14 protein-coding genes are annotated in these 16,070 nt (G+C 32.6%); 13 read left to right on the forward strand and 1 reads right to left on the reverse strand.

What is annotated here, in order from left to right; all coding sequences use genetic code 11:
- The first annotated feature begins 219 nt into the window (after window positions 1-219).
- From BUB36_RS02305 to nrdG, 9 genes are all read left to right on the forward strand, one after another.
- The gene (locus BUB36_RS02305) at window positions 220-486 is read left to right on the forward strand and encodes a hypothetical protein (RefSeq protein ID WP_073146778.1); all 267 of its coding nucleotides are present in this window, start codon (window positions 220-222) and stop codon (window positions 484-486) included.
- A 141-nt stretch (window positions 487-627) separates the two neighbouring features.
- Window positions 628-1,716, forward strand: coding sequence for a PfkB family carbohydrate kinase (locus BUB36_RS02310; protein WP_073146779.1), 1,089 nt, complete (start codon window positions 628-630; stop codon window positions 1,714-1,716).
- Window positions 1,716-2,633, forward strand: a complete 918-nt coding sequence (locus BUB36_RS02315; RefSeq protein WP_073146780.1) for a pseudouridine-5'-phosphate glycosidase — start codon at window positions 1,716-1,718, stop codon at window positions 2,631-2,633. Before BUB36_RS02310 ends, BUB36_RS02315 begins: the two co-directional genes overlap by 1 nt.
- A 302-nt stretch (window positions 2,634-2,935) precedes the next feature.
- Window positions 2,936-3,277: a hypothetical protein gene (locus BUB36_RS02320; protein ID WP_073146781.1), complete on the forward strand. Its 342-nt coding sequence runs from the start codon at window positions 2,936-2,938 to the stop codon at window positions 3,275-3,277.
- A gap of 21 nt (window positions 3,278-3,298) precedes the next feature.
- Entirely contained in the window at window positions 3,299-3,814 is a 516-nt protein-coding gene (cobO, locus tag BUB36_RS02325; RefSeq protein ID WP_073146782.1) for a cob(I)yrinic acid a,c-diamide adenosyltransferase, read from the forward strand.
- A 419-nt stretch (window positions 3,815-4,233) separates the two neighbouring features.
- Window positions 4,234-5,721 (forward strand): threonine synthase, encoded by a 1,488-nt coding sequence (gene thrC, locus BUB36_RS02330; protein WP_073146783.1) that lies wholly within the window; start codon window positions 4,234-4,236, stop codon window positions 5,719-5,721.
- A gap of 43 nt (window positions 5,722-5,764) precedes the next feature.
- A complete protein-coding gene (thrB, locus tag BUB36_RS02335) occupies window positions 5,765-6,649 on the forward strand; it encodes a homoserine kinase (RefSeq protein ID WP_073146784.1) in 885 nt (294 codons plus the stop codon).
- A gap of 483 nt (window positions 6,650-7,132) precedes the next feature.
- Window positions 7,133-9,499 (forward strand): anaerobic ribonucleoside triphosphate reductase, encoded by a 2,367-nt coding sequence (locus tag BUB36_RS02340; RefSeq protein ID WP_073146785.1) that lies wholly within the window; start codon window positions 7,133-7,135, stop codon window positions 9,497-9,499.
- Window positions 9,500-9,516: 17 nt separating this feature from the next.
- Window positions 9,517-10,068 carry an anaerobic ribonucleoside-triphosphate reductase activating protein gene (nrdG, locus tag BUB36_RS02345; RefSeq protein ID WP_073146786.1) on the forward strand — a complete coding sequence of 184 codons (552 nt, stop codon included), beginning with the start codon at window positions 9,517-9,519 and terminating at the stop codon, window positions 10,066-10,068.
- Between the two features lie 27 nt (window positions 10,069-10,095).
- On the opposite strand, the gene BUB36_RS02350 is transcribed toward nrdG, so the two are convergent.
- Window positions 10,096-10,902: an inositol monophosphatase family protein gene (locus BUB36_RS02350; protein WP_073146787.1), complete on the reverse strand. Its 807-nt coding sequence runs from the start codon at window positions 10,900-10,902 to the stop codon at window positions 10,096-10,098.
- A 500-nt stretch (window positions 10,903-11,402) separates the two neighbouring features.
- On the opposite strand from BUB36_RS02350, the gene BUB36_RS02355 reads away from it, so the two are divergent.
- The 4 genes from BUB36_RS02355 (at window position 11,403) to BUB36_RS02370 (ending at window position 16,045) form a co-directional block, all read left to right on the forward strand.
- Window positions 11,403-13,025 carry a glutathione ABC transporter substrate-binding protein gene (locus tag BUB36_RS02355; protein ID WP_073146788.1) on the forward strand — a complete coding sequence of 541 codons (1,623 nt, stop codon included), beginning with the start codon at window positions 11,403-11,405 and terminating at the stop codon, window positions 13,023-13,025.
- Window positions 13,026-13,211: 186 nt separating this feature from the next.
- The gene (gene gsiC / locus BUB36_RS02360; RefSeq protein ID WP_073146789.1) at window positions 13,212-14,132 is read left to right on the forward strand and encodes a glutathione ABC transporter permease GsiC; all 921 of its coding nucleotides are present in this window, start codon (window positions 13,212-13,214) and stop codon (window positions 14,130-14,132) included.
- A gap of 18 nt (window positions 14,133-14,150) precedes the next feature.
- Window positions 14,151-15,053, forward strand: coding sequence for an ABC transporter permease subunit (locus tag BUB36_RS02365; protein ID WP_330390382.1), 903 nt, complete (start codon window positions 14,151-14,153; stop codon window positions 15,051-15,053).
- 23 nt (window positions 15,054-15,076) lie between these two features.
- A complete protein-coding gene (locus BUB36_RS02370; protein WP_073146790.1) occupies window positions 15,077-16,045 on the forward strand; it encodes an ABC transporter ATP-binding protein in 969 nt (322 codons plus the stop codon).
- Window positions 16,046-16,070: the final 25 nt, after the last annotated feature.

Here is a 16,070-nt window from a genome sequence, read left to right on the forward strand (position 1 = left end):
AAGCGTTTATAGATTACCTATAAGGGATTGAAACTAGCCTTCTGTATCATTCGCAACTAGCCTAATAATCATTTATAGATTACCTATGAGGACTTACTTATCCTTTTCACATCAATATAAAATGTTCTATCATCTTTTATTTCAGAATATTTTTTTGTAGGTGATTGTTAGAGGTTTTATTTAGTATACCTAAATATCCATTTTAGGAGAGGTAGAAATATGGACTATAAAAAGTTCAATAAATTTACTAAAGAGGGAATAATAGAAATACTTATCGTTATTAAAAAATTAGGGCTACCCTTTGTTATATTAGGAGGGATATTTCTTTTATATAGCTGGATAGACGGGAAAGCAGTTGTTTCCTTTAGGCAACTCATTATAATCTTTCTTATATTGGTTATATTTCAAGTTGAATTTGAAAATCTTTGGCTTGAAAAGGAGATTGATAAGCTAAAGAAGAGAATTGAAAATTTAGAGAAGAAATAAAGACTCCAATGAGAGAACTATTTTATGGAAATATAAAGAAGTTGACTTTTCGTCTTGATAAAAAGATAAAATAATGATATTATATAATCAATAGTTTAGGTTATAAACATTAGTTTAAAAACAAAGAAATAGGTGATTTGTTTGACAGACAGAGAAAAGGAAATATTAGCTTTAATAAGTAATAATCCCATGATTTCACAACAAGAGATTGCTGATACCCTAGGTATTGCTCGTTCCTCTGCTGCTGTCCATATAGCCAATCTTGTGAAAAAGGGTTATATTAAGGGTAAGGGATATATATTAAGGGATAAAGAGTATGTTACGGTTATTGGAGGAGCCAATATTGACTTGATTGGATTTCCTACAGGGATATTAAAAATGGAGGATTCAAATCCTGGTAAAATTAAGATTTCCCTTGGAGGTGTAGGAAGAAATATATCTGAAAATCTTGCTAAGATGGATATAGATGTAAAGCTTATAACGGCTATAGGTGATGATTTATATGGCAAGAAGATACTAGATGAGTGTAAATTATCGGGAATCGATATGGACAATTCTTTGATACTAAAAAATATGCCTTCTTCAACATATCTTTCGGTCTTAGATGAAAAAGGAGATATGAAGGTTGCTTTATCCCATATGGATATTATAGATGAAATAAATATTGATTTTATTAGAAAAAAATCATCCATCATTAAGAATTCTAGATGTGTGGTAGTTGATACAAATATAAAGAAGGAAGTTATAGAATATATTGTTACTAATTTTAAAGAAGTAGATTTTTTCTTGGATACGGTGTCTACCACAAAGGGAAGAAAGGTAAAGGATTTTATAGGAGCTTTTCATACCATAAAACCAAACAAGATTGAAGCTGAAGAATTAACTGGAATAAAAATAAATAGTAGAGAAGATATAAAGAAAGCCATGAAGTATTTTTTAGATTCTGGAGTTAAGAGAGTCTTTATCAGTCTTGGTAAGGATGGAGTATACTATGGGGACAGTAAGGACATAGGGTATATACCACAAAAGGAAATTAAAGTGGTCAATGTAACTGGAGCAGGAGATGCTTTTATTGCAGGACTCGTATATAGCTATCTAAATGACTTTGATATTAAGAAAAGCACCAAGTTTTCCATGGCTGCAGCAGTAATTGCACTTGGTTATGAAAATACCATCAACCCTAATATGTCTGTTAAGAGGATAGAAGAAACGATGAAGGAGATGAAATAATGCTAGAAAGATATTTAGAAATGCACCCACAAGTAGACAAGGCTTTAAAGGGAAATAAACCCGTCGTAGCATTGGAATCGACTATTATTGCCCATGGCATGCCATATCCACAAAATATAGAAACTGCATTAAGAGTTGAGGAAATAATTAGAGAAAACGGAGCTGTGCCAGCCACTATAGGAATTATAAATGGAAAAATAAAGGTCGGATTAAGCCAAGAAGAAATAGAGCATATGGCAAAAAGCAATGAAGTAATAAAGGTTAGTAGAAGAGATATTCCCTTTGTATTGGCTAAAGGGCTTGATGGTGCAACTACAGTAGCAGGAACTATGATAGCTGCAAATCTAGCAGGCATAAAGGTTTTTGTAACAGGTGGTATAGGAGGAGTTCATAGAGGAGCAAGCAATACCTTTGATATTTCAGCTGACCTTATGGAGCTTGCTAATACCAATGTAGCAGTAGTATGTGCAGGAGCAAAGTCAATATTAGATATAGGACTGACGCTAGAATATCTCGAAACCCATGGTGTCCCTGTAGTTGGATTTAAAACCGAAGAATTTCCTGCATTTTATACTAGAAAAAGTGGATTTAAGGTGGATTATAAAGTTGATTCTGCTGAGGAATTAGCAGCCGTAGTAAAGGCTAAATGGGACTTAAAGCTACAGGGTGGATTAGTTATAGGTAATTCGATACCAGAAGAATATGAAATGGATTATGATATTATTAATAAAGCTATTGAGGATGCTATAGAAGAAGCAGAAAACCTAGGCATAAAGGGTAAGGAAACGACACCCTTTCTTCTATCAAAAATCAAGAGTATAACTTCTGGTAAAAGCCTTGAGTCAAATATTCAGCTTGTATATAATAACGCAAGGGTTGGAGCAAAGTTAGCCCTAGAACTGTCAAAACTAGATTAGCAATAAAGAAATCGTCATTTCCTGTAAAATTTCTTAGGAATTGATGATTTTTTTATCTGAACTTGTAAGACCTCTACTTTTATAAGTGGAGGACTCCACTTTTGCTTCAGGTGGAGTAGACTCTCCATCTGAAGCCTCGATGCTTAGCGCAAGCTAAAGGAGTTCAAGACTAATTAGAAGGACCCTAATACTTGCAACTCGTTATATATAAAAATATATAGATTACAGCAGGAATCACAATAATTATATAGAAAGAGAATAGTAACAATATATGTAAACAGATTATTTTGGGGGTAGATACTATGGGGAAAGATGTATACTGCAACAAATGCTGTGGAGAAATAGAGTATAAGAGTCAGCTAGTGATCGTCCAAGAGGGTATTATTGGTGTAGCGGTGTACCATGAAGGATGTTATGCTAGGACTTCAAAGGGCTTAATAGGGTTTATTATGTCAAAACCATTGGATTCTGTACAAGGTATATTAACCTTGATAGTTTCAAATATTATATTTATTACAATACTATTTATGAGTATAAAGGAGAATGAATTTATACCATTAAATATACTTATTCTTTTTATAGCTTTTTATTCCAATTTTCATTATTTTCTTAGATGGTATTATTATACAAGGCATCTTAAATAAAATAGGAGGACTAATATTAATATGGAAAAGGGATACATACATATTTATACAGGAGAAGGCAAGGGTAAGACAACTGCGGCATTAGGATTAGCATTAAGAGCTGCATGTGCAGGTAAAAAGGTCTATATGGGACAATTTGTGAAAGGAATGAAATATAGTGAAGTAAAGGCAGAAGAATATCTTCCTAATTTTAGGATTGAGCAGCTGGGAAGAAGCTGTTTTATAGATAGAGTGCCTGAGCAGGAGGATATCGATGCAGCCCAAAATGGTCTTAAAAAATGTAGTGACATTCTTTCAAAGGGAGAATATGATGTGGTTATTTTGGATGAAGTAAATATAGCACTATACTTCAAATTGTTTTTAGTAGAAGATGTAATAGAGATGTTGAAGCAAAAATCTCCTCATGTTGAAGTTGTTCTAACGGGACGGTATGCTCCTAAGGAGCTTATAGAAATTGCAGATTTAGTAACTGAAATGAAGGAAATAAAGCACTATTATACTAAAGGCGTAATGGCAAGAAAGGGTATAGAAAATTAATAACCGCTGGACCTTATTCCAGCGGATTATTTATTGTATAAGAACTCAAATATTTTTGAAGAAATTTTATCTAAATTTGTTAGACCTTCACTTTTTGTTTCAGGTGGAGTAGACTCTCCATCTGAAGTCTCGATGTTTAGCGCAAGCTAAACGAGTTCACGTATTATATAAAGTGATTTCAACTGACAAAAGGAATTACAAACTATTACCAGTAAAATATTAAGATTTGTTTTTCGAAACCTAAGAGAATGTCCTGAAAACTTGCAACTTGGAACCTGGAATTTGCAACTAAAAATACATCACCAGACGCATTTTTATTTAAAATGTACGAATAAAAATTACATTTGTTGTTGTATGATTTACAGATTTGTTGTAAAATAAAACAAATTGTATCTTAATAATAACCTGAGGTGATTAAAATGGCAGCTTGTTTTTATAAAAGTACTAGAAGCAATGATTTAACTATTACTTCTTCCGAAGCGATAGTTAAAGGTTTAGCCCATGATGGAGGATTATATGTTCCTATAGAATTTCCAGTGGTAGAAAAATCATTTGAAGAATTGATGGATATGAATTATAGAGAGTTAGCATTTTACATAATGAAAAAATACTTTACTGATTTTGATGATAAAGAATTATTGGAGTGTGTAAATAAAGCCTATGATGGGAAATTTGAAGCTGAAGATATAGCACCATTAGTTGAAAGAAAAGGAGTATATTTTCTTGAATTATTTCATGGTCCTACTTTAGCCTTTAAGGATATGGCTCTTTCAATATTATCCCATCTATTGAAGACCGCAAGTAAGAAATTGAATATTACCAGGGAAATAGTGATACTTACTGCAACATCAGGTGATACTGGAAAAGCAGCTCTTGAAGGTTTTGCAGATGTAGATGGGATTAAGATAATAGTTTTCTTTCCTGAGGATGGAGTAAGCGATATACAAAAAAGACAGATGATAACTCAAAAAGGAAAGAACACCTTTGTTGTAGGAATAGAAGGAAATTTTGATGATGCACAAAGGGGAGTTAAGGAAGTTTTTGCCGATAAAGAGTTTAATGAGGAATTAGATAAAAAGGGTTATATGTTTTCTTCAGCAAATTCTATTAATATAGGCAGGTTGATTCCACAAATAGTATATTATTTTTCTGCGTATTTAAACATGCTTAAAGAAGAAAAAATCACTAAAAATGAAAGGATAAATATAGTAGTACCAACTGGAAACTTTGGTAATATTTTAGCTGCTTATTATGGAAAGAAAATGGGATTACCAGTCAATAAATTAATCTGTGCATCCAATGAAAACAATGTTCTATATGATTTTATTAATACAGGAGTGTATGATATTGGAAGAGAATTTAAGAAGACCATTTCACCATCAATGGATATACTTATTTCAAGTAATTTAGAGAGACTTATATACGATTTAAGTGGAAATGATAATGATTTGGTTAGTGATTTGATGGCAAAGCTTAAAGAAAGTGGAGTGTATGTAATATCCGATGAAATGAAGAAAGGTCTTAAGGACTTTTATGGTGGATATATAGATGATGATGAGACCTGTGATACTATAAAAGAAGTATATGAGGATTCTAATTATGTGATAGATACCCATACAGCAGTAGCATATGCTGTTTACAAAAAGTATAAAAAAGATACTGGTGATGAAACAAAGACTATAATAGCATCTACAGCAAGCCCATTCAAATTTACTAGAAGTGTTATGAAGGCTATAGATGCAAATGTTGAAGGATATGACGATTTTAAGTTAATTAAAGAAATGTCAAATATTACAGATATGAATATTCCAAAGGGAATAAAGGATTTGGAAAAAAGAGAAATTTTGCATAATAGGCAATGTAAAAATGACGAAATTAAAAAAGTTATTACTGATATTTTAAAATAATAATTTTAAAGTGTAATATTATTTATTAGATAGGATGATAAAAATGATAAAAGTAAGAGTTCCTGCTACAAGTGCAAATATAGGACCAGGATTTGATTGTCTTGGAGTAGCTTTAAATCTATATAATATATTTTATTTCGAAGAAATAGACAAGGGATTAATTATAGAGGGCTGCCATGAAGAATTTTCAAATGAAGATAATTTAATTTATATTTCTATGAAAAAATGCTTTGAAAAAATAGGGTATAAAGCTAAGGGAATTAAAATAATAATTAAAGATAATATTCCTGTATCAAGGGGGCTAGGTAGTAGTGCAGCTTGTATAGTTGGAGGAGTAATTGGTGCCAACGAGATTGCAGGTGGGGTTTTATCACAAGAGGAAATATTAAACCTTGCTACCGAGATTGAAGGTCATCCCGATAATGTAGCTCCTGCCCTCCTTGGAGGTATGACTGTAGCAATACAGGATAATAATAATATAAATTATAGTAGAATAAATGTAGCTAAAGGATTGAAATTTTATGCAATGATTCCTGATTTTAAACTATCAACTAAAGAGTCAAGGGGAGTTTTACCTAAGGAGATTCCATATAAGGATGGAGTTTTCAATGTAGGAAGAGTGTCTTTGCTTATTACTGCATTGACTAATGGTGAATTTAATCTTCTAAGAACTGCTTGTGATGATAGATTACACCAAAATTATAGGGGAAAACTAATCGATGGATTTGATGAGATAAAGAAAAAATGTGAAGATTTAAGCTGTTTAGGGGTATTTTTGAGTGGTGCTGGTCCGACAATAATGGCATTATTATGTGAAGATGGTAATGAAAATTTTTATATTGAAATTCAGGAATTCTTAAATACATTAAGTAAGAAGTGGGAAGTAAAGTCTTTAGATATTGATTTTGTAGGTGCTAAGGTATTATAAAATATATGTGGTTTCTTTTTACCAAAGCTAATGTGTATGATTGGTTATATATATAGATTTCCCATAGTAAAACTTAATTTATACATATAAAAATATCTAGAGTTTTTATTGAATAGATACCTAAGATAATGAGCTAAACGTAAGGAATGATTACAAACTATTTTTTATATATACTTATATATAGATCTAAAAATGCGACTTTTGTCGCATTTTTTCTATTTATAATTGTAACCAGCTTAAAAATTAGAGGATTCTTGAGAAAAAAAGAGCAATATGACAAACAAAGCAATATTACTGTAGATTATGGGTCTTTTTTCTTATTGTTATTTAGATTTTCTTTTGATAAAATTTAGATATCAGACAGCAAGTAGTATATTTTTTTAGCCCTTTTAAAAGTCAGAGGGTATTTTTTGTTGCTTTTAAATCTATATATAGTATATATAGATGTTGTATGCACAATATATAGCAGAAAGGGAGAAATATATGATTAAAAAAATTAAGAAAAGGGATGGAAGAATAATTAACTTTATCCCAGAAAAAATTACTGCTGCAATTTATAAAGCGGCGAAGGTTGTCGCAGATAAAGAAGGGAGTGAAGCTTCTTATGATATTGCAGAAAAGTTAACTCAACGTGTGGTGGCTCTTCTTAATAAAAAATATAGTAATGAAATTCCAACGGTTGAACAGGTACAGGATGCAGTTGTTAAAGTATTAATAGAAAGCGGACATGCAAAAACAAGTCAAGAGTATATATTATATAGAGCGGAAAGAACGAGAATTAGAGAAACAAAAACAAGGCTTATGAAAACCATTGAAACGATTACCCTAAAGGATGCTAATGAGAGTGATACAAAGAGAGAAAATGCCAACATAGATGGAAATACTGCAATGGGGACAATGCTTCAATACGGAAGTACGGTTTCTAAAGAGTTTTGCAAATCACATATGTTAAAGCCGAAGCATGCCTTTGCCCATGATAACGGTGATATACATATTCATGATTTAGATTTCTTTAACATGGGGACGTTAACATGTACGCAAATAGACATATTGAAGTTATTTAAGAATGGATTTTCAACGGGACACGGATTTTTAAGGGAACCACAGGATATAATGAGCTATGCTGCCTTAGCGGCTATTGCAATACAATCAAACCAAAATGATCAGCATGGAGGTCAAAGTATTCCTACCTTTGATTATGGTTTAGCACCTGGGGTGAAAAAAACCTATAGAAGGCTGTATATTGAAAATATGATAAAGGCTTTAGTGTTAAACTTTGATTTGGAGGATGAAGAAGCAAAAAGTATTGCTAGTGAAATAGTAGAAAAAAGCGAGAAAGCTTCAGAAGAAGAATTAAGACTTAAGGAAAGTGATAAATATAAAGCTGAAGAAATATCCATACTTAAGGATAGATTAAATATAAATGATGTAGAAGCTGCAAAAATACAAAAATTTGTTACTAAGCACACATATAAGGAAACTGACAGGAGAACTTATCAAGCTATGGAGGCTTTTATACATAATCTCAACACCATGCATTCAAGAGCAGGAGCTCAGGTGCCATTTAGCAGTGTAAACTTTGGAACGGATACTTCTGAAGAAGGTAGAATGGTTATTAGAAATTTACTTTTAGCTACGGAAGCAGGACTAGGGAATGGAGAAACTCCCATATTTCCAATACTAATCTTTAAGGTTAAAGAAGGAATAAATTATAACGTGGGAGATCCTAACTATGATTTATTTAAGCTTTCCTGTAGGGTTTCAGCTAAAAGATTATTTCCTAACTTCAGTTTTTTAGATGCTCCATTTAATGCTCAATACTATGTTGAAGGACGACCTGAAACAGAGGCAACCTATATGGGATGTAGAACTAGAGTTATTGGAAATGTATATGATAAATCAAGGGAGATAGTCACAGGAAGAGGTAATATTTCCTTCTCATCAATAAATTTACCTAGGCTAGGAATAAAGTATGGTCAAATAACTAATGGGACTCCTGATATAAGAGGCTTTTTTGAAGATTTAGATTCTAAGGTTGATCTTCTTATAGACCAACTTATGGAAAGATTACAGGTGCAGCAATCTAAAAAAGTTAAAAATTTCCCGTTCCTCATGGGGCAAGGTGTTTGGATTGATTCAGATAAATTATCTTGGGAAGATAGTTTAAGTGAGATAATAAAACACGGAACATTAACTGTGGGTTTCATAGGCTTAGCAGAATGTTTAAAAGCATTAATAGGTAAGCACCATGGAGAAAGTGAGGAAGCACAGGAATTAGGAATTAGAATAGTAAAGTTTATGAGAGATAAGCTCGATGCTAATTCACAAAAATATAAACTGAATTTTTCACTTATTGCAACTCCTGCTGAAGGATTATCAGGCAGATTCACTAGACTTGATAAGAAGATGTTTGGAGTATTGAAAGATATTAATGATAGAGATTATTATACAAATTCTTTCCATATTCCTGTTTATTATAAAATAAGTGCCTTTGACAAGATTAAGTTGGAAGCTCCTTATCATGAATTAACTAATGCAGGTCACATTACATATATAGAACTTGATGGGAACCCCTCTGATAATCTTGAAGCCTTTGAAACGGTTGTGAGGGCAATGCATGAAGCGGGTATAGGATATGGTAGCATAAATCACCCTGTGGATAGAGATCCAGTTTGTGGATATAATGGGGTTATCCATAATGTTTGTCCACGATGTGGAAGGACTGAAGCTGATGGAATAAAGTTTGAGAGAATCAGAAGAATTACAGGATATTTAGTTGGTACTATAGATAGATTTAATGATGCTAAGCTTGCTGAGGTTAAGGATAGAACAAAACATGGCATGAGATAGTAAGGAGATGTGGGTTTATGCTTATTAGACTATCCCATAAGATTATGAGAGATAGTATTGTTGATGGACCAGGTCTAAGGGCGGTAATATGGACTCAGGGTTGTAGGCATAATTGTTATGGATGCCATAACCCTAGTACCCATGACTTTAATGGTGGCTTTTTAATGGAGGTAAAGGATGTTATTGACGAGTTAAGGGGCTTAAGATTACATAGGGGGATTACCTTTAGTGGTGGAGACCCATTTGAACAGCCAATTGAATGTCTTGAGATAGCTTTAGCAGCAAAGGATATGGGATTAGATATATGGTGTTATACAGGCTATAAATTTGAAGAATTAATAAATAAAAGAGGTAAAAAATATAAAGATGGATGGATTGAATTTTTAAAAAGTATAGATGTACTTATAGATGGGCCATTCATACTTAAACAAAAGAACCTACTCCTTAAATTTAGGGGTTCCGAAAATCAAAGAATACTTGATATTAAAAAGTCCTTAAGATTTAGAACACCAGTACTTTTAGAAGATTATTATGATACAAAAACTAAAGACATTGCTTTAGCTAGGTAAATTTTACCCCTTGATAGAAAAATTTATTCAAGGGGTTTTGTATATTATTTTATCAACATATTCTATTTGATCTAATATTTTCTGACATATAGCTTCATTTCCTGCTACTAATGAAATACCTCTTTTTTCTTTTAAATATACTATTTTTCCACCTGCTTCTTCTATAAGAAGTTCACCAGCAGCAATATCCCAGAGACTTAAATTTATTTCCCAAAAGCCATCAAGGCTTCCTGCTGCTACATTAGCTAAATCATAGGCTGCTGACCCCATTCTCCTAAGTCCCCTTACCATTGGTACAAGATGAGCAAAATAATTGGCATTATTATCCTTGTGTACAGCCCTATCATAGGGAAAGCCAGTTGCTAAAACACATTCACTTAAATCTCTTTTATTGCCAATAGTGATTTTCTCTCCATTTAAATATGCTCCTTTGCCTTTAACAGCTTCAAATAATTGATCAACTATTGGACAATATACAACTCCTAAAATAGTTTCATCTTTATATTTAAGTGCTATTGATATAGCAAATATAGGGAGCCCTTGAGCATAGTTGGTAGTACCATCTACAGGATCAACAATCCATAAATAATCTGATGTTATATTAGTATCGGATTTTCCAGATTCTTCTGATAAAATTCCATGAAGAGGGTAATTTTCTTTTATGGAGTCTAACATATGTTTTTCACAAAGCTCATCTACTTCGGTTACTAAATCAATACCAGTTGATTTAGTATTGATCAATATACTTTTCTTTCTAAAATATTCTTTTTGAATATCACCAGCTTCTTTAACCCATTTTTTTACTTTTTCTAAAGCTAAGTCTAAATCAAGCATTATTTTCCTCCTTCAACTATGTAGTTTAAAATTAAATGAGAAACTTGCATAATTACCACTAATAATTTTGAAATGCAATATGTAAATAGCTTTCTTGACTCTATTTACTAAATTTTGCACTCCAAAATTCTTTAAATGTACTATGCAATTTCCCCAAATATATAATAGTATAACATTTATAATAATTAAAAGACATATAAAAAAAGATTAAATTAATATAGCTAAAGAGTTTATAATGCTTTTTATGTGGTCCATTATTAATAAAAATATTTAAAAAAGTATGGAATTAAGATTAATAGGTTGTAATAGGTTGTTTTGTGTTGTATAATGTAATTATTAAATTTTGTTAACAAAATCATTCCTTTTAGTTTTTTGGCCATATAGCTATATATATATTGGCAAAAAAACTTTAGAAATTATTTTCAATATAAGTCTTGCTTATTAGGTAAAAAGTGCTTTGCACTTTTACATACAAAATTATATTTTAAGGGGGAAAAAAGATGTTTAAAAAAGTATTTGTGTTGTTTTTAGTGATGGCTTTAGTTGTATCTAGTTTAGTCGGATGTGGAAACAAAACCGATACTGGAGCAGCAAGTCAAGAACAAAAACAAGAAGCTACAGAAAAAACTCAAGATGAGAGTAAGACACCTGCTAAGGACAATAAAGACATAGTGATAGCAGTGGCAGACACATTTATTAGTATGGACCCACATGATACTAATGATACATTGTCCTATTCAGCACAAAAGACGATGATGCAGGGTCTAGTAGGCTTTGACAAGGAAATGAATGTTATACCTGTTCTTGCAGAAAGCTATGAAGCTAATGAAGATGCAACAGAATTTACATTTAAATTACGTAAAGGAATTAAGTTCCATGATGGTACAGATTTCAATGCACAGGCAGTTAAGGTTAATATAGACCGATTGGCAAATCCAGAAAATAAGCTAAAAAGACACAGTTTATTTGCAATAGTAGACCATACAGAAGTAATTGATGATTATACTGTTAAAGTAGTACTTAAAGAACCTTTTGGGGCTATGATAAATACCTTTGCACATCCAGCAGCTATGATGCATAGTCCAAAGGCCTTAGAGGAATTTGGAAAAGAAGTATCACGCAACCCTGTTGGTACAGGACCATTTGTTTTTAAAGAATGGATTTCAGGTACTTACTTAAAAGTAGTTAAAAATGAAAACTACTGGAAGCCTGATTATCCGAAGGTTGATTCCATTACATTTAAACCTGTAAAAGAGAATGGAAGTAGAATTGCTATGTTACAAACAAAGGAAGCAGATTTTATCTATCCTGTTCCAGCAGAGCAGATTGAAGCAATTAATGGTAAAGACGGTGTTATTGTAGAAACAAAACCATCAATTATCGTTAGATATTTAGCAATGAATTGTAATAAAAAGCCTTTTAACGATGTTAGAGTAAGAAAAGCTATTAACTATGCAATTAATAAGGAAGCATTTGCAAAGGTTGTTTATGGCGGATATATGGAAAAAATGGATTCAATAATAGCTCCAAATACACAGTTTTATTCTAAACAAGAAAATACATATGATTTCAATTTAGAAAAAGCCAAAGAACTTATGAAGGAAGCTGGATACGAAAATGGCTTTGAAACTGAGATTTGGTCAAATAACAGTTCTGGTACTATAAAAGGTATGGAATTCCTACAACAGCAGCTTGCTCAAATTGGCATTAAAGCAAACCTAGTTCCGATGGAATCAGGTACTAGACTTGAAAGGATATGGACAGTAGAAAATCCAGAGGATGCTGAACTTCAAATGTACTATGGTGGATGGTCACCATCTACAGGAGATGCTGACTGGGGAATCAGACCGTTGTTTGCTGGTGAATCATTCCCTCCAAATTCATACAATACAGCTTATTATAATAATGAAGAAGCTAATAAATGGATTAAAAAAGGTATAGCTACAGCAGACAATGAAGAAAGAAGAGAAGCATATGAGAAGGTACAGGAAATCATATGGAATGATGCTCCATGGGCATTTTTAGGAGTTAACTTAACAATGGGTGGTAGACAAGAGTATTTAGAAGGAGTATATCTATTACCAGATGGCTCCCTTAGTGTAGAGGATGCAGAAATCAAATAAAACCTTTCATATAGCTTAGAAACATAAGATAAGCACTTAAGGGTGCTTATCTTATTCTAATTAAAATTTTAGAATCAAGAATTAAATTCTTTCCACCTAAAAGAATGACTTTAAAACTTGGAACATGGAACTTGCAACTTAAAATGCGTAGTCAGACGCCGTTGCTTTAGAAGGGAGGAGATTTAGATGCTAAATTATACTATAAGGAGAGTACTTGGTGTTATACCGACCCTTATATTGATATCAATTTTTGTATTTCTTTTCATACATTTAATTCCAGGTGATCCAGCTAGAATAGTTGCTGGAGAAGATGCTACAGCGGCAGATGTAGAACTTATTAGAGAAGAATTGGGATTAAATAGACCTTTATATGTTCAATATATAACTTATATGAAGGGTATATTACACGGCGATTTAGGAACATCATTAAAAACTAAAAAACCAGTGCTAGAGGAAATAAAAAATAGATTTGTTCCTACACTTACGTTGACTCTATTTAGTATTTTTTGGTCCGTTATCTTTGGACTTTTAATTGGTATTATTTCGGCAGTTAATCGTGGGAAATGGCAGGATTATACAGGAATGTTTGCTGCTGTTTCTGGTATTTCGTTGCCATCATTTTGGCTTGGACTTATGCTGGTACAAATTTTTTCAGTAAAGCTAGGATGGCTCCCAACAGGTGGGTATGGAACATTTAAGCATTTTATTTTGCCATCTATGACATTGGGGGCAGGAGTGGCAGCAATAATAGCCAGATTTGCCAGATCATCAGTGATGGATATTTTAAAAGAAGATTATGTGAGAACTGCAAGAGCAAAGGGGTTAATCCAGAAAGTTGTTGTGTGGAGACATGTATTTAGAAATGCACTTATTCCTATCGTAACAATGGTTGGGTTGCAATTTGGATTTCTTTTAGGTGGTTCTGTTGTTATAGAAACAGTTTTTAGTTGGCCAGGGATGGGAAGCCTGCTAATAGATTCAGTGGCATTTAGAGATTATCCAATGATTCAGTCAGAAATTCTAATTTTTTCACTACAATTTATTATTATTAACTTAATTGTAGATTTATTATATGCAGTATTAAATCCTGAAATTAGTTATCGATAATGATAAGGAGGGATAGAATTGTCTCAACGTACAGTTAGAGAAGTAGCTAAACCTAATGAAAATGAAAAAATGGAAGATATAAGAACACCTTTTTCAGAATTTTGGAGGAAATTCAAGAAACAAAAAACAGCTATTGTAGCAGCATTGTTTATATGTTTGTTTTTTATAACTGCCATAATCGGACCCTATATAGTTCCCTATGATGTTGCAGAGCCTGATTATGATCATATCTTAGAAGGACCATCGAGTAAGCACTGGTTTGGAACAGATGCTTATGGGAGAGATATATTTAGTAGAGTAATAGTAGGAGCAAGAATATCCTTGGCAGTTGGTTTAAGTTCGGTTTTGGTTGGTGCTATTTTAGGTTCTATTTTAGGGCTTATAAGTGGTTATTATGGAGGGTGGATTGATAATGTAATAATGAGAATAGCAGATGTTTTGTTTGCTTTTCCTGGAATTATACTAGCAATAGGTATTATAGCTATACTAGGTCCAGGGCTTTATAATGTAGTTTTTGCAGTTGCCATTTTCAGTACGCCTATGTTTGCAAGAATAGTTAGAGGAAGTACCCTTGCAATAAAAGAAACAGTATATGTCGAAGCAGCTAAAAGCATTGGGACAAAGGATAAAAGAATTATGTTTAAGCATATATTACCAGGAACCTTTTCTGGAATAATTGTATATTTTACGATGAGAATAGGTACTTCTATTTTGACAGCATCCAGTTTAAGCTTTCTTGGAATGGGAGCACAGCCGCCCACACCAGAATGGGGAGCTATGTTAAGCTCAGGAAGAGATTATTTAGGTGTGGCTTCACATATAACCTTTTTCCCAGGCATGGCTATATTTGTTACGGTATTAGCTTTTAATTTACTAGGCGACGGGCTTAGGGATGCCTTAGATCCCAAAATAGATAACTGATTATGAGAGAGGGGGGAACTTAAATGGATAAAAAAATACTTGAAATTAAAAATTTAAAGACTTATTTTTTTACTGATAATGGAATAGTAAAAGCAGTAGATGGGGTAGATATTCATGTTAATGAAGGAGAAACTTTAGGAATAGTAGGAGAATCGGGTAGTGGAAAAAGTGTAACTTCCCTTTCAATTATGGGTCTATTAAATGATACATCAGGGAAAGTAGTTGATGGAAAAATTGAATTTCAAGGCAGGAATTTAGTAGATTTGAAAGAAGAAGATATGAGAAAGATAAGAGGAAATGATATTGCTATGATTTTCCAAGAACCTATGACGTCATTAAATCCTGTTCTTAGAATAGGAAAACAAATTAGTGAAGCTATTAGGTTACATTTAAAATATGATAAGGCAAGAGCTAAAGAGCATACTATAGAAATGCTAAAATTAGTAGGAATTCCTAGGGCTGAGAATATTTATTCAGAATTTCCTTTTCAATTATCAGGGGGGATGAGACAGAGGGTAATGATTGCTATGGCTATGGCATGTAACCCTAAACTTCTAATAGCAGATGAACCTACAACTGCATTAGATGTAACTATACAAGCTCAAATTTTAGATTTAATGAAAAAGCTTAAAAAGGATGTAGGTACTGCAATAATGTTTGTAACCCATGATTTAGGAGTAGTTGCAGAAATGTGTGATAGAGTTGTAGTTATGTACGCTGGTAGAGTAGTTGAACGTGGAGATGTTTATCAGATATTTGAAAATCCCAAGCATCCTTATACAAAGGGACTTTTGAAATCCGTTCCTGTACTTCGTCAGAAAGTAGAGCGTTTAGCATCTATTCCAGGCAATGTACCAAGCCCTAAAAATATGCCTAAGGGTTGTAAATTTGCACCAAGATGCAAGAATGTTTTTGATAAATGTTGGGAGGAAGAACCGCCATTCTATAATGTAGAAGAAAATCACAGCAGTAAATGCTGGTTATGTGAATAAAAAAGTCTATAGAGAGGAGGGAATA

It is taken from the genome of Paramaledivibacter caminithermalis DSM 15212, assembly GCF_900142245.1.
GTDB lineage: Bacteria > Bacillota > Clostridia > Peptostreptococcales > Caminicellaceae > Paramaledivibacter > Paramaledivibacter caminithermalis.

What these genes read in the sequence shown, in the direction of transcription:
- nrdG (WP_073146786.1), top strand. Translation starts at nt 9,517, where the DNA reads ATGCTTATTAGACTATCCCATAAGATTATGAGAGATAGTATTGTTGAT.
- cobO (WP_073146782.1), top strand. Translation starts at nt 3,299, where the DNA reads ATGGAAAAGGGATACATACATATTTATACAGGAGAAGGCAAGGGTAAG.
- BUB36_RS02350 (WP_073146787.1), bottom strand. Translation starts at nt 10,902, where the DNA reads ATGCTTGATTTAGACTTAGCTTTAGAAAAAGTAAAAAAATGGGTTAAA.
- thrB (WP_073146784.1), top strand. Translation starts at nt 5,765, where the DNA reads ATGATAAAAGTAAGAGTTCCTGCTACAAGTGCAAATATAGGACCAGGA.
- BUB36_RS02305 (WP_073146778.1), top strand. Translation starts at nt 220, where the DNA reads ATGGACTATAAAAAGTTCAATAAATTTACTAAAGAGGGAATAATAGAA.
- BUB36_RS02340 (WP_073146785.1), top strand. Translation starts at nt 7,133, where the DNA reads ATGATTAAAAAAATTAAGAAAAGGGATGGAAGAATAATTAACTTTATC.
- gsiC (WP_073146789.1), top strand. Translation starts at nt 13,212, where the DNA reads ATGCTAAATTATACTATAAGGAGAGTACTTGGTGTTATACCGACCCTT.
- BUB36_RS02355 (WP_073146788.1), top strand. Translation starts at nt 11,403, where the DNA reads ATGTTTAAAAAAGTATTTGTGTTGTTTTTAGTGATGGCTTTAGTTGTA.
- BUB36_RS02320 (WP_073146781.1), top strand. Translation starts at nt 2,936, where the DNA reads ATGGGGAAAGATGTATACTGCAACAAATGCTGTGGAGAAATAGAGTAT.
- BUB36_RS02315 (WP_073146780.1), top strand. Translation starts at nt 1,716, where the DNA reads ATGCTAGAAAGATATTTAGAAATGCACCCACAAGTAGACAAGGCTTTA.
- BUB36_RS02370 (WP_073146790.1), top strand. Translation starts at nt 15,077, where the DNA reads ATGGATAAAAAAATACTTGAAATTAAAAATTTAAAGACTTATTTTTTT.
- thrC (WP_073146783.1), top strand. Translation starts at nt 4,234, where the DNA reads ATGGCAGCTTGTTTTTATAAAAGTACTAGAAGCAATGATTTAACTATT.